Annotated in this window: 18 protein-coding genes and 1 other RNA gene; 12 read left to right on the top strand and 7 right to left on the bottom strand. The window is 55.0% G+C overall.

All coding sequences use genetic code 11. The annotated features are described in order from the left end of the window. The first annotated feature begins 34 nt into the window (after positions 1–34). The 3 genes from corA to IT893_RS14475 all read left to right on the top strand — a co-directional run bounded on the left by corA (position 35) and on the right by IT893_RS14475 (position 2,429). Positions 35–1,096, top strand: coding sequence for a magnesium/cobalt transporter CorA (gene corA, locus IT893_RS14485; RefSeq protein ID WP_197145596.1), 1,062 nt, complete (start codon positions 35–37; stop codon positions 1,094–1,096). 95 nt (positions 1,097–1,191) lie between these two features. Further along, positions 1,192–1,740 carry a cysteine hydrolase family protein gene (locus IT893_RS14480; protein WP_197145595.1) on the top strand — a complete coding sequence of 183 codons (549 nt, stop codon included), beginning with the start codon at positions 1,192–1,194 and terminating at the stop codon, positions 1,738–1,740. Between the two features lie 68 nt (positions 1,741–1,808). Next, a complete protein-coding gene (locus tag IT893_RS14475) occupies positions 1,809–2,429 on the top strand; it encodes a pyridoxamine 5'-phosphate oxidase family protein (RefSeq protein ID WP_197145594.1) in 621 nt (206 codons plus the stop codon). A gap of 79 nt (positions 2,430–2,508) precedes the next feature. Here IT893_RS14475 and rnpB read toward each other — a convergent pair. The 5 genes from rnpB to IT893_RS14450 form a co-directional block, all read right to left on the bottom strand. Then, positions 2,509–2,904: RNase P RNA component class A (gene rnpB / locus IT893_RS14470), an RNA gene on the bottom strand. A 61-nt stretch (positions 2,905–2,965) separates the two neighbouring features. Next, a complete protein-coding gene (locus IT893_RS14465; protein ID WP_197145593.1) occupies positions 2,966–3,721 on the bottom strand; it encodes an N-acetylmuramoyl-L-alanine amidase in 756 nt (251 codons plus the stop codon). A 5-nt stretch (positions 3,722–3,726) separates the two neighbouring features. Beyond that, positions 3,727–4,578 (bottom strand): DMT family transporter, encoded by an 852-nt coding sequence (locus tag IT893_RS14460; protein WP_256430660.1) that lies wholly within the window; start codon positions 4,576–4,578, stop codon positions 3,727–3,729. A gap of 198 nt (positions 4,579–4,776) precedes the next feature. Next, entirely contained in the window at positions 4,777–6,600 is a 1,824-nt protein-coding gene (locus IT893_RS14455; protein ID WP_197145592.1) for an ATP-binding cassette domain-containing protein, read from the bottom strand. A 123-nt stretch (positions 6,601–6,723) separates the two neighbouring features. After that, the gene (locus IT893_RS14450; RefSeq protein WP_197145591.1) at positions 6,724–7,461 is read right to left on the bottom strand and encodes a TerB family tellurite resistance protein; all 738 of its coding nucleotides are present in this window, start codon (positions 7,459–7,461) and stop codon (positions 6,724–6,726) included. A 270-nt stretch (positions 7,462–7,731) separates the two neighbouring features. On the opposite strand from IT893_RS14450, the gene IT893_RS14445 reads away from it, so the two are divergent. The 3 genes from IT893_RS14445 (at position 7,732) to IT893_RS14435 (ending at position 12,652) form a co-directional block, all read left to right on the top strand. Then, on the top strand, positions 7,732–9,729 hold the full coding sequence (locus IT893_RS14445) for a methyl-accepting chemotaxis protein (protein ID WP_197145590.1): 1,998 nt from the start codon (positions 7,732–7,734) through the stop codon (positions 9,727–9,729). A 312-nt stretch (positions 9,730–10,041) separates the two neighbouring features. Next, positions 10,042–12,003, top strand: a complete 1,962-nt coding sequence (locus IT893_RS14440) for a methyl-accepting chemotaxis protein (RefSeq protein ID WP_197145589.1) — start codon at positions 10,042–10,044, stop codon at positions 12,001–12,003. Between the two features lie 139 nt (positions 12,004–12,142). Then, positions 12,143–12,652: a winged helix DNA-binding protein gene (locus tag IT893_RS14435; RefSeq protein WP_063088853.1), complete on the top strand. Its 510-nt coding sequence runs from the start codon at positions 12,143–12,145 to the stop codon at positions 12,650–12,652. Positions 12,653–12,718: 66 nt separating this feature from the next. Here the strand turns inward: IT893_RS14435 and IT893_RS14430 are convergent, their stop codons facing one another. Next, positions 12,719–13,471 carry an SDR family oxidoreductase gene (locus IT893_RS14430; RefSeq protein WP_197145588.1) on the bottom strand — a complete coding sequence of 251 codons (753 nt, stop codon included), beginning with the start codon at positions 13,469–13,471 and terminating at the stop codon, positions 12,719–12,721. Between the two features lie 270 nt (positions 13,472–13,741). On the opposite strand from IT893_RS14430, the gene IT893_RS14425 reads away from it, so the two are divergent. From IT893_RS14425 to IT893_RS14400, 6 genes are all read left to right on the top strand, one after another. Then, on the top strand, positions 13,742–14,716 hold the full coding sequence (locus IT893_RS14425) for a TRAP transporter substrate-binding protein (RefSeq protein ID WP_197145587.1): 975 nt from the start codon (positions 13,742–13,744) through the stop codon (positions 14,714–14,716). 141 nt (positions 14,717–14,857) lie between these two features. After that, a complete protein-coding gene (locus IT893_RS14420) occupies positions 14,858–15,370 on the top strand; it encodes a TRAP transporter small permease (RefSeq protein ID WP_197145586.1) in 513 nt (170 codons plus the stop codon). Between the two features lie 9 nt (positions 15,371–15,379). Next, a complete protein-coding gene (locus IT893_RS14415; RefSeq protein WP_197145585.1) occupies positions 15,380–16,681 on the top strand; it encodes a TRAP transporter large permease in 1,302 nt (433 codons plus the stop codon). A 69-nt stretch (positions 16,682–16,750) separates the two neighbouring features. Next, complete coding sequence (locus tag IT893_RS14410) at positions 16,751–20,392, top strand: hydantoinase B/oxoprolinase family protein (RefSeq protein WP_197145584.1); 3,642 nt, start codon at positions 16,751–16,753, stop codon at positions 20,390–20,392. 328 nt (positions 20,393–20,720) lie between these two features. Beyond that, positions 20,721–22,397, top strand: coding sequence for an FMN-binding glutamate synthase family protein (locus tag IT893_RS14405; protein ID WP_008889620.1), 1,677 nt, complete (start codon positions 20,721–20,723; stop codon positions 22,395–22,397). Positions 22,398–22,445: 48 nt separating this feature from the next. Further along, positions 22,446–22,799 carry a VOC family protein gene (locus tag IT893_RS14400; protein WP_197145583.1) on the top strand — a complete coding sequence of 118 codons (354 nt, stop codon included), beginning with the start codon at positions 22,446–22,448 and terminating at the stop codon, positions 22,797–22,799. A gap of 33 nt (positions 22,800–22,832) precedes the next feature. Here the strand turns inward: IT893_RS14400 and IT893_RS14395 are convergent, their stop codons facing one another. Then, complete coding sequence (locus tag IT893_RS14395) at positions 22,833–23,090, bottom strand: YjhX family toxin (protein ID WP_197145582.1); 258 nt, start codon at positions 23,088–23,090, stop codon at positions 22,833–22,835. Positions 23,091–23,322 lie beyond the last annotated feature (232 nt).

Genomic DNA, 23,322 nt, shown 5'->3' with positions numbered 1-23,322 from the left:
AACCATCGGCAAGCCGGAAGAGACGGAGAGGCTCATGGACACCAACGAATTCTTTGCCCCGGTGCGCGCAAACACCGACAGCGGCAATACCGCCAGTCCGGCTGCTTCTGATAGCGCCGTCGGTGACAGCGGGCAGGCAGCCGAGGCCGCAAACACGCCTTCTGAACAATCTGCCGCCAAACCGGCTGCTGCCAAGGCCGAACGTCTTCCGGTTTGGGTCGATTTGCATGCCCCGACGCCCGATGAAATTCACGAGATCGAAGAACGTTTTGGCATTGAAATACCGACGCGCGAAGAAATGCAGGAAATCGAACTTTCATCGCGCTTGTATGACGAAGACGGTGCGTTGTTCATGACGGTTTCGGTTCTGACCAAGGCAACCACCGATGCGCCGCAAACCACGGCGGTGACATTTATTCTGGTCAAGAAAACCCTGATCACTGTGCGTTATGCCGATCCAGTACCGTTCAAGACCTTCATCCGTCGTGTGAAACGCAGCCCGTCGCTTGCCAATAGCGCCGAGGCCGTTCTGTTTGGTCTGCTTGAACAGATTGTTGATCGACTTGCCGACCTGATGGAGCAAACGGCGACCGATCTTGAAGGCCTGTCCAATCAGGTCTTTATCAGCCCCGACGAGAATAGCTCGGATGCGGATCACCGCGAAACCCTGCGTCAGATCGGGCGTACCGGTAACCTGTCGGGCAAGGCCAAGGACAGCCTTTTGAACCTGCATCGCCTGGGATTGTTCCTCTCAACGCAGGCGCGGCTTAAAAAGGATGCCAAGGCGCGGCTCAAGATCCTGTCACGTGACATTGTCTCGATTACCGAGCACGCCAATTTTATCGCCAACAAGGTGACCTTCCTGCTTGATGCGACACTTGGCATGATCAGCCTTGAGCAGAACAACATCATCAAGATCTTCTCGGTCGCCGCCGCCGCCTTCCTGCCGCCGACCCTGATTGCCAGCATCTATGGCATGAACTTCGAATTCATGCCGGAACTGGGGTGGGAGTTCGGCTATCCGGTCGCAATCGGCCTGATGGTGCTGTCAGCCGTCCTGCCGCTGCTGTATTTCAAGCGCAAAGGATGGCTTTGAGCCAAATGGCGAAATGCGTGGGGCTTCTGTCCTTTTAGACAGTCTTTGCGCTGCTAGATTGGCCAGCACATTCACCAACCATCGGAGCCCCACAAATGAGCAAGACCGCCCTGATCCTGATTGATTGGCAGAAGGGATTTGATGACCCTGAATATTGGGGTAATCGCAATAACCCCGACGCCGAAGCCAACGGCGAAAAACTGCTCGCACACTGGCGCGCCAAAGGTTGGCCTGTGTTTCATGCCAAGCATAATTCCACAGAGCCGCAATCGCGCCTGCATCCCGACCATCCCGGTAACGCTTTCAAGCCGGGTTTTGCGCCCAAGGATGATGAGCCGGTCTATGGCAAGAACGTCAATTCTGCCTTGATCGGCACGGACCTTGAGGCCGATCTGCGTGCGCAAGGCATTTCGAAACTGGTTCTGTGCGGGATAACCACGGATCATTGCGTGAACACGACCACCCGCATGGCGGCCAATCTTGGATTTGATGCCACCATTGCGGCGGATGCCTGTGCGACCTTTGATCGCAGCTTGCCAGACGGGCGGGTTTTCCCGGCCCAGATGGTTCACGATGTTGCACTCGCCAGCCTGAATGGCGAGTTTGCAGCGGTGAAAACAGTCGCGGAAATTATTGCGGACTAATCGGCAATTGACTTGCGTTCGCAACTAAAGCAGTTTCTGCCCTCGTTTCTCGCCAAAGGTAATCTGCAATGACCAAAATCGATACTCAGGAAAAGCTCCGCGCCATATACGGAGAGCCGCTTGGACTTGCTGTCAGCAAATGTTTGCCGGCACTTGATCCGCACTGCAAGCACTTCATATCGCTTGCGCCCTTTGCGGTCATTTCCTCGTCAGATACCAATGGCAATGCAGATGTCAGCCCGCGTGGTGATGGCCCGGGTTTCATCAAGGTTGTTGATGACAAAACGCTGGTCATGCCGGATCGTCCGGGCAACAACCGGGTCGATACCCTGTCAAACATCGTCGACAACCCGAAAGTCGGGATGCTGTTTTTCGTGCCGGGCGTGAACGAAACGCTGCGCATCAATGGTGTTGCTGAAATCAGCACCGACCCGACTTTGTTGGGGCTGTTTGCCGATACGCCCAAGGCACCGATTGCCGCGATCAAGGTCACGGTTGAGGAAGCCTTCCTGCATTGCGCAAAGGCGCTGATGCGTTCCAAGCTGTGGGATCCGGAAACCCGGATCGAACGCAAAACGCTTCCGACCTTAGGCAAGATGATCAAGGATCAGACAGCGTCCGATATCCCCGAAAGCACGCAGGAAGAAGTAGACAAGTATTTCGCGCAATCCATTGCCGAGCGCGGCTGATCTGCTGTTCATGGTTTGAACGCATTTGGTCCGGGCGATGACGGGAAACTGTCATCGCCTTTTTTCTGTCTGAAAAGATAATACCAGATGGCCTGTAAGCCGGGTTCTGTCCATGCGGCGAACCGCACTGGATGACTATTCATCTGGGACGTCCGTCGCCGAACGCCTCCTGCAACCAACCCGAATGGTGGTGCGAAAACTCACCTGCCGACAATGCCGAAGCATCCGGCCGACCATTCCTATTAGGTTTTGCTCCCGGTGGGGTTTACCATGCGTCCCGCATTGCTGAAGGACCGGTGCGCTCTTACCGCACCCTTTCACCCTTACCGGATGGCTTGCGCGATCCGGCGGTATCCTCTCTGTGGCACTTTCCCTAGGGTCGCCCCCGCCAGACGTTATCTGGCACCGTGTTTCCGTGGAGCCCGGACTTTCCTCCCCGATTGCAAGCAATCAGGGCAGCCATCCGGCCATCTGGTGATCGGGATGTAGGTCACATCCATGGTGGCGTCAAGAAAAAGCAGTGCGGGCAGGAATGCCTAGCGGGTGATCGCGCTGGCAAGTACCTTGGCGATGGCAAGGCATTCGCCGTCGACATCGCCTGAAATGTCGTTTTGCCGCCAATGACGCTGAAACGCGATGGTGCGCTTGGCTTTATCTTCGTCGCTGTCTGCCGGGCCATAACCAATTGCCTCAAGCAGGCGATAAAAAAACTCATCCGGGCTGACAGCTGTGCCGGAAATGCCGAAACTGATTTCAGCAACGCCAAGACATCCGGGCCATAACCCGATGCCGTTTTCGGCCAGCTGTTGCCAAGGGAACAGTTCACCCGGATCTTCCTTGCGGTCCGGGGCCATATCGGAATGGGCGATAATGCGGCTGGCCGGGATGTCATGGCGGGCAAGGATTGCTTGCGCCAGCTCTATGACGGATTTGATCTGGATTTCCGGAAACGGGCGATAGCCATACTCATGCCCCGGATTGACGATTTCGATCCCGATGGAGTGGGAATTCACATCTTGGCAGCCTTGCCAGATGCCAAGCCCGGCGTGCCAGGCGCGTTTGTCTTCATCAACCAGTTGAAAGATACGGCCATCTTCCTCGATCAGGTAATGGCTTGAGACAGAACTTTCCGGATCACACAGGCGTTCAAGTGCCGCGGCACCCGATTGCATGCCGGTGTAATGCAGGACGAGAATATCAATCGGGCATCCATCCGGACGATCACCGAAATTGGCGGAGGGGTGGGAAATGATGTTTCCCGCTGATCGCGTTTTGGTGATCTTTTCCCCCATGCGGATCAATCCATCCCCTGTGCTTTGCGTTGGACCGGCTTGCGCAGCATGATGACCGCGACGCCGCACAGAACGACTGTGCCACCAATGATTTTAAGCAGCGAAAACGGCTCGTCAAACACAAGGAACGAACCCATCACACTGATCACCGGCGCCAACAGGGTCCAGGGCACAACAACATTCACATCCTGCGTTTTCAGCAAGTGATACCAGAAACCATACGCCACAATCGATGACATCACGACCGTGAAGGCGAGGTTTGCATAAGCCACCCAGCTTGCGTTCATCACCGCCTCAAACCCGTTCGGCTCAAAGATTAGGGACATGATCAGCAGTTGCGGGGCCGCCATCAGCGCCATCCAGCCATTCAGCTGGAAGGTATCAATGTCGCCAAGCTTCTTGATCATGACATTGGCAACCGCCCACATGAAGGATGCAAACACCACGAGTAATAGTGGCAATTGCAGTTCGGTCATGGTCGGATCCCAGAACATGATGGTGACACCGATAAAGGCCAGCGCCATACCCGAAAGCCGTTTCCAGCCCAGCCGGTCATTAAAGAAATAGGTCGCAAGCATCGATGAAAACGGCACGCCCAACAGAATGATGATGGCGACCGGCCCGGCATCAATCATCGACAGGGCATAGAACAGAACCCCAAAATGCAGACCGCCAAAGGTCACCGAAATCAGGGCCAGCTTGCCAAAACGTCCGCGCGGAACTTGCGTGAACGGGATCAACAGGATCGCCACAGCCGCAAAACGCATCGCTGTGAGGATGAAAGGCGGGATTTCACCAACCGCCCCTTTGACGGTCAGCATGTTCACGCCCCAAATGACAGCGACGGAAAAGGCCATAATTACGGCTTTTATTGGCATGGCGCGGCCTTTCGGCAATACGGGGCAATAATGACCCCAAGAATATCAGATAGATACGCAACCCCGCCCAAGTTTTTTGGACGGGTTGCAGTCCCTTGATCCGATGTTTCAGCCCAAAGCACAAATGAGTTGTTCTCAACTCATGCCTAAACTGTCTTGAAATTCGCGTAAGCTTGATCAGCCCTGACCAAGTTCCTCGCGCAGCATTTCAAGTTCCAGCCAGCGTTCCTCGGATGCTTCAAGTTCTGAGCGCGCAGCATCCAGTCGATCCACCTTTTTCTGGAAACCGTTCGGGTCCTTGGTGAACAGGCTGCTGTCAGAAAGTGCATCTTCAAGGGTTGCGATTTCCGCTTCCAGTTTGGCCATCGCTGCAGGCAGATTGTCGTATTCGCGCTGATCTTTGTAGCTCAGCTTGCCTGTGGGCTTGGATTTTGGTGCCGATGCTTGTGCGGCCTTTTTGACCTGTTTGGCGGCGGCCTTTTCTTCCTTGGCGGCCTCGGCGCGCGAAAGTCTGCGTTGGGCGATGTAATCGGAATAACCACCGGCATATTCGATCGCTGTCCCATCGCCTTCCATGACGATGGATGATGTCACAACACGATCAAGGAAGTCACGATCGTGGCTGACCAGAAGAAGCGTGCCTTCATAGTCGCTCAGCATTTCCTGAAGCAGATCCAACGTATCCATGTCCAGATCGTTGGTAGGCTCATCCATGATCAGAAGGTTGGTCGGTTTGGCCAATTGTTTGGCCAGCAACAGCCGATTGCGTTCACCACCCGAAAGCGCGCCAACCGGGCTTCTCGCCTGTTTTTCATCAAACAGGAAATCACGCAGATAGCTGACCACATGGCGCGGATTACCGCGCACCATGACCTGATCGCCGCCAACATCGCAAAGCGTATCCCAAAGGGTCTTGCTGTCATCAAGGGCGGCGCGTTTCTGATCGAAATAGCTCGGATTAAGGTTGGTGCCGATCTTGATCGTGCCGCTGTCAGGTTCGATCTGACCGGTCAGCATTTTCAAAAGCGTGGTTTTACCTGCCCCGTTCGGGCCGATAATGCCGACCTTGTCGCCACGCAAAATGCGGGTCGAGAAATCAGCGATGATCTGACGGTCGCCAAATGATTTGGCAATATCGGTCGCTTCGATCACGACCTTACCGGATGTTTCGCCGGCATCGGCCGCAAGCGATACGTTGCCGATGCGGTCAACCTGTTGGGAACGCTGGGCGCGCATGTCATAAAGACGGCGCAGACGGCCCTGATTTCGTTTGCGCCGCGCCGAGATGCCCTGAACCGACCATACGGTTTCCTGCGCAATCAGCTTATCAAGCTTGGCGCGTTCCTCGGCTTCCTTGCGATAGATTTCCTCGGACCATTCCTCGAACTGGGAAAAGTTGATTGCACCCTGATGCATCACACCGCGATCAAGCCACAGCACACCATTTGATACGGCATTCAGGAATGCACGGTCGTGCGAGATGACCACAACAGCACCGCGGAAATTCTTGATTTCACCTTCAAGCCATTCAATCGTCGGCAGATCAAGGTGGTTGGTCGGCTCATCAAGCAAAAGAACTTGCGGATCGGCAATCAGTGCGCGCGCAATCGCGGCCCGGCGGCCTTCACCACCTGAAAGCTGTTTGGGGTCCGACTTCGGATCAATATCAACCGATGCCAGCAACATGTCGGATCGATAGGCATAATCCTGTTCATGGTCATCAAGAGCCGAAAGAACAAAATCCTCGACCGTGTCATAGCCGTCGAATTTCGGTTCCTGATTAAGGTAGGCCACCTTGCAGCCCGGCTGAACAAAGCGTTCGCCGCCATCGGGTTCGATTTCACCGGCGATGGTTTTCAAAAGAGTCGATTTGCCACCACCATTGCGCCCGACAAGGCACAGGCGGTCGCGGTCGCCAATGGCAAATGATACGTCAGAAAACAGATCATTCCCGCCAAAGGTCAGGTGAATGTCATTAATATTGATCAGCGGTGGCGCCATGGAAAAACCGACAAGTTTGAAAACAAAAAAGGGTCACAGTGACCGGCCCCCTGCAAACAGCAATTCACGCAGCGTTGCAAGGGAAATCAACTTTGACATAGATAATCGCGAAGATCGCTCGCGCTAGCGGATACCGCGTTCTTTGCGGATTTGATCCCAGGCCGCATTGATCCGCGCCATCTTTTCGTTGGCCTGTTCGATGAATTCCGGCGGCATGCCCTTGGCCATCAGGGTGTCTGGATGGTTTTCGCGCGACAATTTCCGATGGGCCGATTTCAGGTCATCGTCACTGGCCTCACGTGTCAGGCCAAGTTGCTCATAGGGATCCGGGCCGTCTGACGCGGTGAAGGCATGATGAACCCGTTCAAAGTCGACCTCGGCAAAGCCAAAGATATGGGCGACCTTTTTAAGGTAGTCCTGTTCGGCCGGGTGCAGTTCGCCGTCGGCCATGGCGATTTGATAAAGCGCCTCAAGCACACCTTCAAGGATCGCCCGTTCACCGCGAAACATGGTGGCTATCTGATGGGCATAGACTTCAAACCCGTCAGAAGACGTCCGCGCCATATCAAACAGACGTCCGACATTCTTTTCTTCGCCCGGCGGGATATGGAACACGCGTTTGAAGGCGTTGACTTCATCGCGGCTGACGTGGCCGTCGACCTTGGCCATCTTGGCGGCCAGCACGACCACACCGGTTGCAAAGGCAATCTGGCGCGGATCATGCCCGCCAATTTGCGGCCCGCGTGCATTGCTTTTGATCTTGTCAACGACATGACCGGCCGCCGCGCCGAGAATTGCACCCAATGGTCCGCCCAGGGCAAAGCCTGCAGTTCCGCCAATAATTTTGCCCCAGATGCTCATGGGTGATCTTCATCCTGTTTGTTGTAATCCGGCGCGGTCGATTGGCTGAATGGATAGGTGATTAATCGGTGCCAATACCCGCGCAAAGCACAAACATAGTGCGCAGACGACGAAAAGAAATGACCTAATTTTGCGGGAATTTTGCCAAAGGTAGAGGAAATTAGTAATTAGTCTATACTTTAGTCTTTATATATCTACTGATGGTAGAATGTTTTATGGTTCTGAAAAACAAAATATAAAACCAAGAACCGGAAAATGAGGGGTGGAAGCATGTCTTTCTTGTCGCGAATGAAGCTGGTTTACCAGATATCGCTGCTGAGCATCGTTGCTCTGGTGATTTTCGCTATTGTCGGGATCACGCAATTCGTTGCTGATCAACAGCGCCAGTCTGCGCAATTGCTCGCCAAGACTGCGAGTGAGGACTCCCGGACCGTAAGTACCGTATCGCGCGCATTCCTTGATGCGCGTCGGCACGAGAAAGACTTTGTTATTCGACGAAGCGAGGAATATGTCGCGGCGCACGCCGAAGCCGCCGTGCAAATCCGGGCCGGTCTGGAAGAGCTTTCCGGACGTGAGGAACTAGGTGGCCTCCTTGAGCAGGTCGAGCAGGTCCGGACAGCCGTCGATAACTATGTGTCGGAATTCGCCACTGTCGTTGAACTGCAGCGCAAGGTTGGCCTGGACGAGAATTCGGGCTTGCTTGGCGAAATGCGTAGTGCTGCATCCGAAGTCGAAACTGCCTTGGCAGAAGTGGCCAAGCTTGAGGCGATGCTGGGATTGAGTGGCACCAAGGACCTCTCGATTGCCGTTTTGCAAATGCGCCGCGATGAAAAGGATTTTCTGGCCCGTCTGGATCCAGCCTATGTCGAAAGTGTCGAAGCAACTTCCAAGCAGTTCTCGGCTGCGCTTGAGCGCGCCGGCAGCATTCAGGATGAAAAGAAGCAGCAGCTTGGCAAACTGATGGACTCATATCTGGCGGATTTCAAAACCCTTGCCGACGCCGTTCTTGAACGCGAAGAGTCCCTCGAACGCCTCAGCGCATATTACGCCGCCGTCGAGCCCGTTCTGGAAACACTGGGCAATGAGGTGCGTATGGTTGCCGAAAACATGCAGCGCCGGGCAGAGGAAATTGCCCATACCGGCGTTCAAGTCACCTTTGCCATCTTTCTCGCCGGTGCGATCGTCATGATCCTGATGTCAACGGTTCTTGCGCGTGCCATCGTGCGGGCCATCACCGGGTTGACAGACAAGATGGCCCGGTTGGCCAAGAACGATTTTGACGTCAAACTGGATGAAGCCGATCGCAAGGATGAAATCGGCGAAATGGGCCGGTCCGTGGTTGTCTTCCGCGAAAACGGTCTGGAGCGGCAAAAACTTGAAGCCCAGCAACGCGAACTTGACGAAAAGCAGCGCCAGCGCATCGAAAAACAGGAACAGCACATTCGCGAATTTGACGATGATGTTGTTGCAATGATGAGCGAAGTGGGGACTGCGGTTCAACAGCTGCATTCCGTCTCCGAAGTTCTGCGCAACAGTGCAGCCACAGCAAATGAACAGTCGACGACTGTTTCTGCGGGTAGTGAAGAAGCATCGTCAAACGTGCAACTTGTTGCAACAGCGGCGACGGAGCTTTCGGCCTCAATCCACGAGATTGCCGGGCAGATCAGCGATACCTCGAAAATGGCGGCAACGGCGAGTGATCGTGCCCAGACAACCAACGACGACATTCAGGGCCTGAATGCGGCCGCAGTTCGCATTGGCGAAGTCATCAGTCTGATTAGCGATATCGCAGAGCAAACCAACCTTCTGGCACTGAACGCCACGATCGAAGCCGCCCGTGCCGGTGATGCCGGCAAGGGCTTTGCCGTGGTCGCCAGCGAGGTGAAAAATCTTGCCAATCAGACCGCCAAGGCGACCGAGGATATTTCAAGCCAGATCAATGATATCCAGCAGGCGACACAATCGGCCGTCGATGCGATTGATAGCATCGTACAGATGATCAAGGATATCAGCGAGCGGGCGTCAGCCGTGGCCGCAGCTGTCGAACAACAGACCGTTGCAACCAGCGAAATTTCCCAGAATGTTGAACAGGCGGCATCGGCAACCACCGAAATCTCAAACGCGATGCAGGGGGTTTCGGCGGCGGTGGCAGAAACCACCGAGGCTGCCGATGATGTGCGTGGTTCGGCTGATAACCTGGGTCGTCAAAGTGACGGTCTGAGTGAACGTATCGATAACTTCCTTGCAAGGATGCGCTCGATTTCATAGGCCTGCCTGCGACAGGCACAATTTCACGTCTGCAACTGGAACAAGAGGAAAGAGTACTCTTTCCTCTTGTTTTGTTGTGTCTCACACCAAATGTGATTCAGTTGAGTAAGAAACAGGTGCCGGGCAAGCATCAGCTATGTCTTGCCGCGGCTTAGGCGCCGAAATTGTTTCCCGACATATGGGGGCGAGGTTCCCCCGATTTGATCTGGCGGGCGCGATAGGTGTCTTCATTTCGTTGTTGAATAAAAACCTGCGCTGATGCCAGCGGGCGAGAAGCTGTGGCAAAGGCGTGGCAACTGACTGGGGGCCAAGATGAACTTTCTTTCCCGAATGAGACTTCTCTATCAAATATCGCTGATTGGTGGGGTGGCACTTTTGATCTTTATCGTCGTTGGTGCCGCGCAATTCATTGCCGAGCAACAAAGACGGGCCGCCGAAGAGGTCGCCGAAAGTGCGTTGGACAACAAACTGGTTGCTGATGCTGTTTCGCGTGAATTCCTGAATGCACGTCGGCGGGAAAAGGATTTCCTGCTGCGTATGGATGAAAAATATGTTTCCCAGCATGCCAGTGTCGTCCAAGACGTGAATGCCGGCCTTGAGCAGCTTGAACAGGCGCCGGAACTGAACGTGTTTGATGCGCAGCTTCAGGAAATCGTGACAGCCTTTTCCAACTATGACGCGAAGTTCGCCGTGGTTGTCGGTTTGCAGCGAGAAATCGGTTTGAACGAGGAAGAAGGACTTCTTGGACGGTTACGTTCATCGGTGCACAATGTCGAAGAGGCGCTCAAGAAATATAATGCCGATAACCTTACGGTGATCATGTTGATGATGCGCCGCCACGAGAAAGACTTTCTCGCACGCCTTGATCCCAAATATGTCGGCCGGATTGATGACCGCCTTGCCGAGTTCGGACCGGCATTGGCCGCATCAAACATTCCCGCCGCCGAGCAGGATAAAATCACCGACTTGATGAAGTCATATGTCGCTGACTTCAAGGCCCTGTCTGAAAAGATCCTGCAACGCGAAGCAGAACTCGGCTTCTTGTCCGACTATTATGCCCAGGCTGAACCGATCCTTAACGAACTCAGTCAGTCGATTGGCGAAATCGCACAGACCCAAAAGCAAAGAGCTGACAGCATTGCACAAACCGGTCTGACGGTTTCGGTCATCATGTATGCAATCGGCGTTCTGGCGTTGATGGGGCTTTCGTTCTTGTTGTCGCGCGCGATTGTCAGCGCGATCAGCGGTTTGACCAACAAAATGACCCGACTGGCTGAAAACGACTTTGACGTGGATATCAACGAAGTGAAGCGGGCGGACGAAATTGGCGAGATGGGGCGTGCGGTTCTGGTGTTCCGCGAAAACGGTATTGAACGCGTCAAGCTCGAAGCGGCGCAAAAGGCCGAAGACGAAAAACGCCGCAAACGCATGGAGACGCAGGAACGTTACATCCAGGAATTCGATCAGGCGGTGGTTGCCGTCATGGCCGATGTCGGAATAGCGGTGGAGCAACTCCATCAGGTGTCCAATGTGTTGCGCAACAGTGCTGAGACAGCAACCAACCAGTCAATGGCGGTTTCTTCCGGTGCCGAAGAGGCCTCTTCGAATGTGCAGTTGGTTGCCACGGCCGCGACCGAGCTTTCGGCTTCTATCAACGAGATTTCCGGTCAGGTCGCTGAAACGTCAACCATGGCACAGTCGGCAACCGAACGGGCACGCAATACCAATGACAATATCCAGGGGCTTAATGATTCTGCGATCAAGATTGGCGAAGTCATCAGTCTGATCAGTGACATTGCCGAACAAACCAACCTGCTGGCACTTAATGCAACGATCGAGGCCGCCCGGGCGGGGGATGCAGGCAAAGGCTTTGCCGTTGTCGCAAGCGAGGTGAAAAACCTTGCAAATCAGACGGGCAAGGCAACCGAGGAAATCACATCCCAGATCAATGATATCCAGCAGGCGACAAGCCTTGCCGTCGATGCAATCGACGAGATCGTCAAAATGATTTCTGACATCAGCGAACGCGCAGCTGCCGTTGCGGCCGCGGTCGAACAGCAAACTGTTGCCACCAGCGAGATTTCGCAAAACGTCGAACAGGCCGCCGCCGGGACAGAGGAAATCTCGTCTGCCATGCAAGGGGTGTCTGCTGCTGTCAATGAAACCAACGAAGCGGCTGGCAACGTCAATGTTTCGGCCAACAACCTTGGTCAACAAAGCGGTGACTTGCGGTCGCAGATTGATGGCTTTCTCGAACGGATGCGCACACTTTAACGGTGAATTGCCGATAAGTATAAGGCGGCAGGGGCTTTACCTTGTCGCCTTTATCGCGATAAAATGCCGACAAACTTCCAATGAAACTGGTCGGAACCTATGTTGGTGACCGGGATTACTGCATTACAGGGAACGTCGGATGGCTGATAAAACACGTATCGTCTCATCGTCACATCTTGTCTCGGAACGCGCAGCCGAACTGTCGGAACTTGAATTTGCGTTGATCCTGTCAGGGAACGCATTTAACCGCTGGATGGTGCGGTGCATGCGCGCGGCGGGTATGCCCGATGTGTCGGTTCTCGATATTCTGGTGCTGCACAATGTCAATTCCCGTGAACGGGAAAAAAGCCTGTCCGAAGTGTGCTTTGTCCTGAATGTCGAGGACAGCCATCTTGTGAACTACTCCCTTAAAAAGCTCCGTAAACTCGGACTGGTCGAGGGTGTCAAACGCGGCAAGGAAGTGCATTACGCGACTACCAAGGATGGCCGTGAAATGTGCGAGAAATACCGCCAGGTCCGCGAGGATTGCCTGATTGAGACTTTCCAGCGGCTTGGCGTCAATAGCGAGGAAGTCGGGGATGTCGCCAAGACCCTTCGCGCAATTTCCGGCGTCTATGATCAGGCATCACGTGCCGCAAGTGCGATGTAACGCGCGCTGCTGCTGGTACTGGCGCCAAGGCTTGTCCTTCGCATCCCCGATGACTGGGAGCAACACCTAGGGCTGAATAGGCAACAGGGTGCGGTTGTAGGTCGGGGACATCACGATCTCGTTGAAGCAGACCCGCATCGGGGCCCCGACGACATAAGTCACGATTTTTGCAAGATCGCTTGGCTTTAAAAGACGATCAAGTTCTTCCTGCTCTATCGGCACCGGGCGTTGCTGAAGGATCGGGGTGGCAACCTCGCCCGGCGAAATGCAGCAACAGCGGATGTTGTTGTGCAGTTCTTCCTGATTGATGCTGTGGGACAACTCCACGACACCGCGTTTGGATGCAATATAGGCCGGGCCTGCGACCGGGAATTCATGCTTTGCGGCCCAGGACGCAATATTGATGATCAGTCCGTCTTGTTGATCGCGCATCAAGGGCAAGGTCGCGCAAACGGTATTGGCAACACCGTTCAGATTGACAGCGACCATACGTTGCCAGTCTTTGATATCAAGATCGCGCCAATGCCGTTTCGGGGTGTTCACGCCAGCGCAGTTGATCAGCACATCAATTTTGCCCATCGCGCTTTTGATTTTCGCGACCGTTTCAAAAACCTTGTCGCTGTCACTGATGTCGAGCGGGTAAATTTCAACTTTTCCCCCACTTGCCGCAATGTCATCTGCGACTTGCCGAAGTGTTTCTTCGCGTCGCGCCGAAAGGGCAACTTGTGCCCCGCCAGCCGCCAGAGATTTGGCAATTGCTTCACCGATGCCGCTACCGGCACCTGTAATCCAGACAGACTTCCCCGAAAGATCCGGCATTGGATTTTCCCCGCTTGTTATTTGTTTGATCGCTAGTTAAATGCCCCCGGCAGGCAACAATAACAACAAAAATATCAGACGAATGGTCGGTTTTTGCGGGTTCACGCAGATGGGGTTCTGCGGTGTTGTCTCCCGGATTGCGTATATCTGCTATGAATTAAAGTTGACAATTTGTCGGTAAAATGTGATCAATGTGTCGGGAGGCTACTTTGGAGTCTCGATACGCGATAACGTGTATCGGCTTGCATCACACACAGGGAGACTTGAAAAATGTTGAAAAAAGCACTTTCGACTGTCGCAGTCGCAGCGATCACCATGTCAGCCGGCTTTGCATCCGCTGAAGAAACCTGGGACATGGCAACGCCGTATCCTGACGCGACTTTCCACACCCAGAACATCATCGAATTTGCCAAGGATGTGAATGAAGCATCCGGCGGTGAGCTGAGCATCACGGTTCATTCCGGTGGTTCGCTGTTCAAGCATGCTGACATCAAACGTTCGGTTCAGCGCGGTCTGGTGCCGATTGGCGAAACCCTGATTTCGCTGCTGGCCAACGAAAACCCGATCTACACCGTTGACGCGATCCCGTTCCTTGCGACGTCCTATGATGACGCCAAAAAGCTTTGGGAAGTATCGCGCGAAGGCATCGAAGCAGCCCTCGCAAAAGACGGTCTTAAAGTTCTTTATGCTGTTCCGTGGCCGGCACAGGGCCTTTATACCGCAAACGAAGTCAACAGCGTTGCTGACCTCGATGGTGTCAAGTTCCGCGCCTATAACGCCACCACGTCCGAACTGGCATCTCTGACCGGCATGGTCGCGACCCAGGTTGAAGTTCCGGAAATCCCGACCGCCTTTGCAACCGGCATTGTCGAAGCAATGATCACCTCGCCGTCGACCGGTGCCAACTCCAAGGCATGGGACTTTGTTTCGAACTTCTATGACGTTCAGGCATGGCTTCCGAAAAACATGGTTATCGTAAGCGAAAGCGCATTCGATGGCCTGTCTGCTGACGTTCAGGCTGCTGTTCTTGAAGCCGCTGCCAAAGCCGAAACCCGCGGTTGGGAAATGAGCATGGCAGAAGCCGAAGAGAAAAAGAAAATTCTCTCTGAAAACGGCATGAACGTTGCTGCACCGAGTGCAGAACTCAAAGACGGTCTCGCAGCAGCTGGTGACAAAATGGTCGCTGGTTGGCTGGAAAAAACCGGAGATGAAGGCCAGGCCATCATCGACGCGTTCAAGAACTAAGCACCGGTTCTTGCCAATTGTCGGGGCCGGACGGCTGTCGTCCTCCGTTCGGTCCCGGACAATCCGCACATTTTAATGTTACTGTCCGTTAGGTACGATACGTCGCTTTGGGGATGATCGTTGGCGGAAAGGGGGACTGCTGTGCGCAGACTGCTAGATTATTTATTCAAATTCAGTGCCGTTTTGGCGGCCGCGTTCCTGGTAATCATTGCGCTGCTGATCCTCGCCCAGTCCTTGGGGCGTCTTGTCGGGATCGCCGTTCACGATGCCAATGAACTGGCCGGGTTCTCGCTTGCTGCCGGTACGTTCCTTGCCCTTGGTCCGGCGCTGCGCGCTGGCACCCACATCCGGGTCATGATTGTCCTTTCGCACCTCAAAGGTCGTGTCCGCCGGACAATGGAAGCGATCACGCTGTTGGCTGCGATTTATCTTGCCGGTTACTTCGCCTGGTGGATGGCGGTTCTGGCCGAGGAAAGCTTTTCGTATGGCGATAGCTCGCCCGGCGTTCTGGCCTTCCCGCTGTGGATCCCGCAAACCGCCATGGCCTTTGGACTGGTTGTCTTTACCATCGCCCTGCTCGAAGCATTTGTTGATCTTCTGGCTGGCCGCGAACCCGCTTTTGTCGGCGGCGAAGCGAACGATCTGAACGAGTAGGGGGCGGTCATGGACGTACTTCAAATCGGTCTTATCCTGATGGGCCTGCTGTTCCTGTTTCTGGGCGCTGGTCTGTGGGTTGCACTTGCACTTTTTGCCATTGGCGTCTTTGCCATTGATGTTTTCACCAGTGCGCAAACCGGTCCGATCATCGCGACCACAGCATGGTCAAGCCTTGCAACCTGGTCACTGGCACCGCTGCCACTGTTTATCTGGATGGGTGAAATCCTTTTCCGGTCCCGCCTTTCCGAAGACATGTTCACCGGGCTTGCGCCTTGGCTGAACAAACTTCCGGGTCGGTTGTTGCATGTAAACATTCTGGGCTGCGGTATTTTTGCTGCTGTCTCCGGGTCTTCGGCTGCGACAGCGGCCACCATCGGGCGCATGTCGATCCCCGAACTTCGTAAACAGGGCTATGCCGATAGCCTGATCCTCGGAACCCTTGCTGGGTCCGGTACGCTGGGTCTTCTGATCCCGCCGTCGATCATCCTGATTGTTTATGGTGTCTCGGCCGAGCTTTCGATTGCCCGTCTTTTCATTGCCGGTGTGATCCCCGGTGTCATGCTGATCATCATGTTCATGAGCTTCGTTGGCATCTGGGCCACGATCAACAAGGACAAGATGCCCGAAGCTGCCCCCAGCATTCCGTTTGCTGAAAAGATCCGTGCATCGGGTCGCCTGATCCCGGTCATCGTTCTGATTGCTGCTGTGATCGGCTCGATCTATGGCGGGGTCGCAACCCCGACAGAGGCCGCGGCGTTCGGTGTGGTCGGTGCATTGATCCTCTCAGGGCTCAGCGGGTCGCTTTCCAAGGAAAGCCTGCTTGATGGCATCATGGGTGCCACCCGCACGTCCTGCATGATCTGCTTTATCCTTGCAGGTGCGGCGGTGCTGACGGTTGCAATGGGCTTTACCGGTGTGCCGCGTGAATTGGCCGCATGGATCGCCCAGATGGAGCTGTCGCCTTATGCGCTGCTTGGTGCGCTGACGATCTTCTTTATCGTTCTGGGATGTTTTCTTGACGGTATTTCGGTGGTGGTTCTGACAACCTCTGTGATCCTGCCGATGGTGCAGGCCGCTGGCATCGACCTGTTGTGGTTCGGCATCTATGTCGTGCTGGTGGTCGAAATGTCACAGATCACGCCACCGGTCGGCTTTAACCTTTTCGTTCTGCAAGGCCTGACAGGCAAGAACCTGTTCAAGATTGCAGTTGCTGCCTTGCCATTCTTCTTCCTGCTGTTGTTTGCCGCCCTTCTGATCACCGTATTTCCGGGGATCGTTACCTGGCTGCCAACGCAAATGAGTGGCTAACAGTTCATGATTTGAACTGACCAAAATACTCGAATTTTCTGACTACAGATGCCTGAAGGAGTGAGCATCATGGCCCCGCTCGACCAAAATTCGCCCGCCTCGCAGACCACCGGACAGCCGAAATGGCAGTTCTGGATCGATCGCGGCGGCACATTTACCGATATCGTTGCCCGCAAACCCAATGGCGCGCTTGTCACCCACAAACTGCTGTCGGAAAACCCCGAACGGTATAAGGACGCCGCCATTCAGGGCATCCGCGAACTGCTTGAAGTTGCCGACGGCGAGAAAATCCCGGCCGAGAAAATCGAAGCCGTCAAAATGGGCACCACGGTTGCGACCAACGCCCTGCTCGAACGCAAAGGCGACCGCACAGTCCTGGTCACCAACAAGGGCTTCCGCGATGCGCTGCGTCTGGCCTATCAGAACCGCCCTCGTCTGTTTGATCGCAACATCATTCTGCCCGAAACGCTTTATGAAACCGTGATCGAAACCGCTGGCCGTTTTGACGCACAGGGTCATGAACTCGAAGGGATGGACCTCGATACCCTGCGGGCCGACCTGCAAAAGGTCTATGACAGCGGCATTCGTGCCTGTGCCATCGTTTTCATGCACGGTTATCGTTACACCGCGCATGAACTGGCCGCCGAAAAGGTTGCCCGTGACATCGGCTTTACCCAGGTTTCTGTCAGCCATCAGGTCAGCCCGTTGATGAAGCTGGTATCGCGCGGCGACACCACGGTGGTTGATGCCTATCTGTCGCCGATCCTGCGTCGTTATGTTGATCAGGTCGCCTCCGAACTGGGCGGCGTGAAATTGATGTTCATGCAATCCAATGGCGGTCTGACCGATGCGGTCAAGTTCCAGGGCAAGGATGCGATCTTGTCCGGTCCGGCTGGCGGTGTGGTTGGCATGGTGCGTACGGCTGAGATGGATGGCTTCAAACAGGTCATCGGTTTCGATATGGGCGGCACATCAACCGACGTTTCGCACTATGACGGCGAATACGAACGTGATTTCGAAACCCAGGTCGCTGGTGTGCGCATGCGCGCGCCGATGATGAAAATCCACACGGTTGCGGCCGGTGGTGGGTCGATCCTGCATTTCGACGGTGCGCGTTTCCGTGTTGGTCCGGACAGTGCCGGTGCAAATCCGGGGCCTGCGGCCTATCGTCGCGGTGGTCCGCTGGCGGTGACTGATATCAACGTCATGCTGGGTAAGGTCCAGCCGGACTTCTTCCCGAATGTCTTTGGCCCCGAAGGCGACGAGCCACTTAATGCCGATGCGGTTCGCAAGGGCTTTGAGGAAATGGCCGCTGACATCGAAAAGAACACCGGCCAGATCCGTACCCCCGAAGAAGTCGCCGAAGGCTTCCTGCGCATTGCGGTTGAAAACATGGCAAACGCCATCAAGCAGATCTCGGTCCAGCGCGGCTATGACGTCAGCGACTATATCCTGCAATGCTTCGGCGGTGCCGGTGGTCAGCATGCCTGTCAGGTTGCCGATACCCTTGGCATGACCAAGGTATTTGTTCATCCGTTCGCCGGTGTTCTGTCGGCATACGGTATGGGCCTTGCCGATATCCGTGCGATGCGTGAACAGGCGGTCGAGGGCAAACTTGCCGCTGAAGGCCTTGCAGATCTGGATAAGCAGCTTGATGCCTTGGCGGTTGATGCGCTCGCGGAACTGAAAGAACAGGGCATTTCGGATGACAAGATCAGCCTGCTGAAACGCCTGCATCTGCGTTATGACGGTACCGACACCCCGCTGATCGTTGATTTCGGCGATGTTGATGCCATCACGGCCCAGTTCGAAGAACAGCATAAACAGCGTTATGGCTTTGTCATGACCGGCAAGCCACTGGTGGTCGAGGCCGTCGCAGTTGAGGCGATTGGCGAAACCCAAAGCCTTCCGGCGTCGTCGGCTGAGCTTGATGGTGCGGAAGTTATGCTCAAGCCGCTTGCGACCCGTCCGGTCGTCTTTGATGGCAAAACCGAAGATACTCCGTTCTACAAACGTGAAAACCTGAAACCAGGTGCGACGGTCCGTGGTCCGGCGGTGATTGTGGAGCCGGTCGGCACCACCGTGATCGATCCGGGCTGGGAAGCCAAGGTGAATGGCCAGGATCATCTGATCCTGAACCGTGTTGTGCCGATGAAACGTTCCGAGGCGATTGGCACCCAGGCCGATCCGGTGATGCTTGAAGTGTTCAACAACCTGTTCATGAACATCGCCGAACAAATGGGTGTGACGCTTGCCAACACCTCATACTCGGTTAACATCAAGGAACGTCTGGACTTCTCATGTGCGGTGTTTGATCAGGAAGGCCTTCTGATCGCCAACGCCCCGCATATGCCCGTCCACCTTGGCTCGATGGGTGAGTCCGTTCAGGCGGTGATTAAAAACAACGACGGCAAAATGAAGCCGGGCGATGTTTATATGCTGAACGACCCGTATAACGGCGGCACGCACCTGCCTGACATCACACTGATCACCCCGGTGTTTGGCGATGATGGCAAGGAAGTGCTGTTCTATGTCGCATCGCGTGGTCACCATGCCGATGTTGGCGGTATTACGCCGGGCTCAATGGCGCCAAACTCGCGTGTTCTTGAAGAAGAAGGCGTTCTGATCAACAACTTCAAACTGGTTGATCAGGGCACGTTCGATGAAAAGGGCCTGACCGACCTTCTTGAAGGTGCCAAATATCCGGCACGTAATCCCTATCAAAATATCGCCGATCTGCGTGCACAGATCGCGGCCAATGAAAAGGGTGTGCAGGAACTGCGCAAGATGGTCGATCACTTTGGCCTTGATGTCGTGCATGCCTATATGCAGCACGTTCAGGACAACGCCGAAGAAAGCGTACGTCGCGTAATCGATGTTCTGAAAGACGGCGAATACACCTATGAAATGGACAATGGTGCGGTTGTCCGCGTCAAGGTCACCATCGATAAGGCAACCCGTTCGGCGACGGTCGATTTCACCGGCACGTCCGATCAGCTTGATAACAACTTCAACGCCCCGTCGGCTGTGACCCGCGCGGCTGTGTTGTATGTCTTCAGAACGCTTGTTGATGATGACATTCCGCTCAATGCCGGTTGCCTGAAGCCGGTCAATCTGATCGTGCCCGAAGGATCGATGCTTAACCCGCGTTATCCGGCCGCCGTGGTTGCCGGTAACGTTGAAACCAGCATGCATGTCACCGATACGCTGTATGCCGCCCTTGGCGTGCTGTCTGGTGGTCAGGGCACGATGAACAACTTCACCTGGGGCAATGATACGCACCAGTATTACGAAACCATCTGTGGCGGTACCGGTGCCGGTCCCGACTTTGATGGTACGGCAGCTGTTCATTCGCACATGACCAACTCGCGCCTGACCGATCCGGAAGTTCTTGAATGGCGTTTCCCGGTCCTGCTCGAAAGCTTTGAAATCCGCAAAGGATCAGGTGGTAAAGGCAAACACAAGGGTGGCGATGGTGCGATCCGTCGTGTGCGCTTCCTTGAAGACATGACAGCATCGATCCTGTCCAACCACCGTCGCGTGCCGGTTCAGGCCTGTGCGGGCGGGGAGCCCGGTCAGCTTGGCCGCAATGCTGTCGAACGCATCGATGGCACTGTGATCGAGCTTAAGGGCACCGATGGTGCGGAAATGCATCGGGGGGATGTCTTTGTCATCGAAACCCCGGGTGGCGGGGGCTACGGCAAGGCCTGATCGGCCCCTGCATCACCAGATGTCGCGGACCGGGAACGTGTTCCCCCCTTAAACACCTGTTTGTTTCCGGTCCCCAAAGCCGCCTTGCTTCCCTGTTGCAAGGCGGCTTTTTCTTGATGTTGGTTCAAACGTTCCCACATTCAGATCAAATGGGGGGCAATTAGGGTTTAGACCCTGAAATCAACGACATTGCCATTGAGGCCCGTGATCAAATCAACGATGATCATGGATGTTGCTGCTATCTCGGATACGAAGGGTCAGATGCCTCCCCGCACAAGGCGGCTTTTCGTGGATCAGATCGGCCTGAACAGGACAGGAAGAGAGCACCGTGAAATTCTTCATTTTGAACCAGCGCTACTTCGTGATGACGGGTGTTGTGGTTTTGGCTTTGGCCTCTGTGATCTTGGCGAGTGCCGTTGATGTCTGGTTCTGGGTGCCTGCGGTCATTTTCGGGTTGCTGGTGCTGGTTGGTATTCACGACCTGTATCAGAACAAGCATTCCATCCTGCGCAACTATCCGATCAGTGCGCATATCCGCTTCATCCTCGAAAGCTTCCGTCCGGAAATCCGCCAGTACCTTCTTGAAAGCGATCAGGACGAAATCCCGTTCAGCCGCCAGGCACGCGGTCTTGTCTATCAGCGCGCCAAGGGTGTCGAAGACAAACGCCCGTTTGGCACGATCGAAGAAGTCTATAAATCCGGCTATTCGTGGATTACCCATTCCGTCGCGCCCAAGCACATCACCGATACCGATTTTCGGGTGCGCGTTGGCGGCCCGCATTGCAAGCAGCCCTATGATTGCAGCCTGTATAATATCTCTGCCATGAGCTTCGGGGCGCTGTCGGGCAACGCAATTCTGGCGCTTAACAAGGGCGCCAAGAAGGGCGGCTTTGCCCATGATACCGGCGAAGGCAGCATTTCGCGCTATCACCGCGAAGGCGGTGGTGATCTGATTTATCAGGTGGCGTCGGGTTATTTCGGGGCGCGCAACGAAGATGGCAGTTTTTCCGAGGAAAAATTTGCCATAACCGCCGCCGACCCGCAGGTCAAAATGATCGAGGTAAAGCTTAGCCAAGGCGCAAAACCCGGCCATGGCGGCATGTTGCCATCGGCCAAAATCACCGCCGAAATTGCCGAAGCCCGCGGTATCCCGATGGGGCAGGATTGCGTGTCGCCCGCGGCACACAGTGTTTTCTCAACCCCGATTGGGCTGATGGAATTCATTGGCCGCCTGCGTGACCTTTCGGGTGGCAAGCCGGTCGGGTTCAAGCTCTGCATCGGGCATCGCCGCGAATTCATGTCGATCATAAAGGCGATGCTGAAAACCGGTATCACGCCCGATTTCATCGTCGTCGATGGCAAGGAAGGTGGCACTGGTGCCGCCCCGGTCGAATTTGCCAACCGGGTTGGCATGCCGATGCAAGAAGGCCTGACCTTTGTCCATAATGCGCTGCGGGGTGCTGGTGTTCGCGATCAGATCAAAATCGGCGCGGCGGGCAAAATCGTCTCGGCCTTTGATATTGCTCGAACGCTGGCGTTGGGGGCGGACTGGTGTAATGCCGCGCGCGGTTTCATGTTTGCACTTGGCTGTATTCAGGCCCAAAGCTGCCATACCAACTGCTGCCCGGTCGGGATCGCGACACAGGATAAAATCCGCCAACGCGCCCTTGATCCGGGTGACAAAAGCGAACGTGTCGCGCGCTTCCATAAAAATACCATGCATGCGCTGGCTGAAATCACCGGGGCGGCTGGTCTGACCGACCCGCGCAACTTCATGCCTTATCACTTCATGGTGCGCCAGAAGGACAACGAGTTTGTTGATGGCAACGAAGCCTATCCCTACCTGCCCGAAGGCTTCCTGTTGCAAGATACCGAACTTCCGGAACTCCATGAATGGCATTCCCGTTGGGAACGTGCCTCAGCTGAAACCTTCGATCCCAAGGAAATTCCGTTCGGCCCCTATAAACGGGCACAGGCGATTGCAGGGGAAAAAGCCGCGCAGTAGCATGGTTGCGAACCACGCCACCCAAACGGAGAGGACCAGATAGCACCAATGGTTGTTAAACGGATTGTCTCAAACTTTGCTGTGGATGATATCGCCAAGGCAGTTGCCTTCTACGAGGGCATTTTAGGCCTTGATACCGTAATGGATCATGGCTGGATCAGGACTTTTGCGGCAGCAGACCAAACCATGACCACACAGGTCAGTTTCGCCACCGAAGGTGGATCGGGGACACCCGTTCCCGACATGTCTATCGAGGTCGATAACCTTGATGATGTCCTTGGTAAAATGAAGGATGCCGGGATCGCAATCGAATATGGCCCGGCAGAAGAACCATGGGGTGTCAGGCGGTTTTACGTCCGCGACCCGTTTGGCAAGCTGGTCAATATTCTTGAGCACAAATGATCAAAACCCGGCTTTTGGGGCCGGGCTTTGCTACTAGCGTTGACATAGTTCTGCGCGAACCGCGAGCAATCCTTCACGGGTAATGCGGTAAGGTCCGCCGCGTTGTGATCGGATCAGTCGGCGTTTGCGCAGCTTCTTGAAGACTTCAAGCGTACAGGCGGTCAGAAACCAGCCGTCGCGGGTAATGCAATCTGCTTCAAGAACATGGTTTTTGCCGTCCTTGATCACTTTGATCAGGCCGCCTTGTGCGAGTGCATGCAACACGCGCTGTTCGTTCTTTGAAATATTCATCGGTCAGAGTCCGAAAACCAGTTGGGAAAACGGTTTTCGATCGGGACGGGCACAACAGTACCGGTCACGCGCACCCGGTTTAAGGTCGGGCAGGCGGTCCGATCTGCTGATCAGCGGTCTGGAAGCAGGAAAGACGCAAGGCTGTCAAACCGCGATCAGCGGCTGTGCCGGGACTCTGACATAAAATCTCCGATTAAGGTTCGGACGAAAAATTGTCCGATTGCGCGCATTT

It is taken from the genome of Thalassospira sp. A40-3, from assembly GCF_015871485.1.
Classification (GTDB): Bacteria; Pseudomonadota; Alphaproteobacteria; order Rhodospirillales; family Thalassospiraceae; genus Thalassospira; species Thalassospira tepidiphila.
Note: the sequence above shows the minus strand (reverse complement) of the source record. Positions and strands in the feature narration are given on the sequence as shown.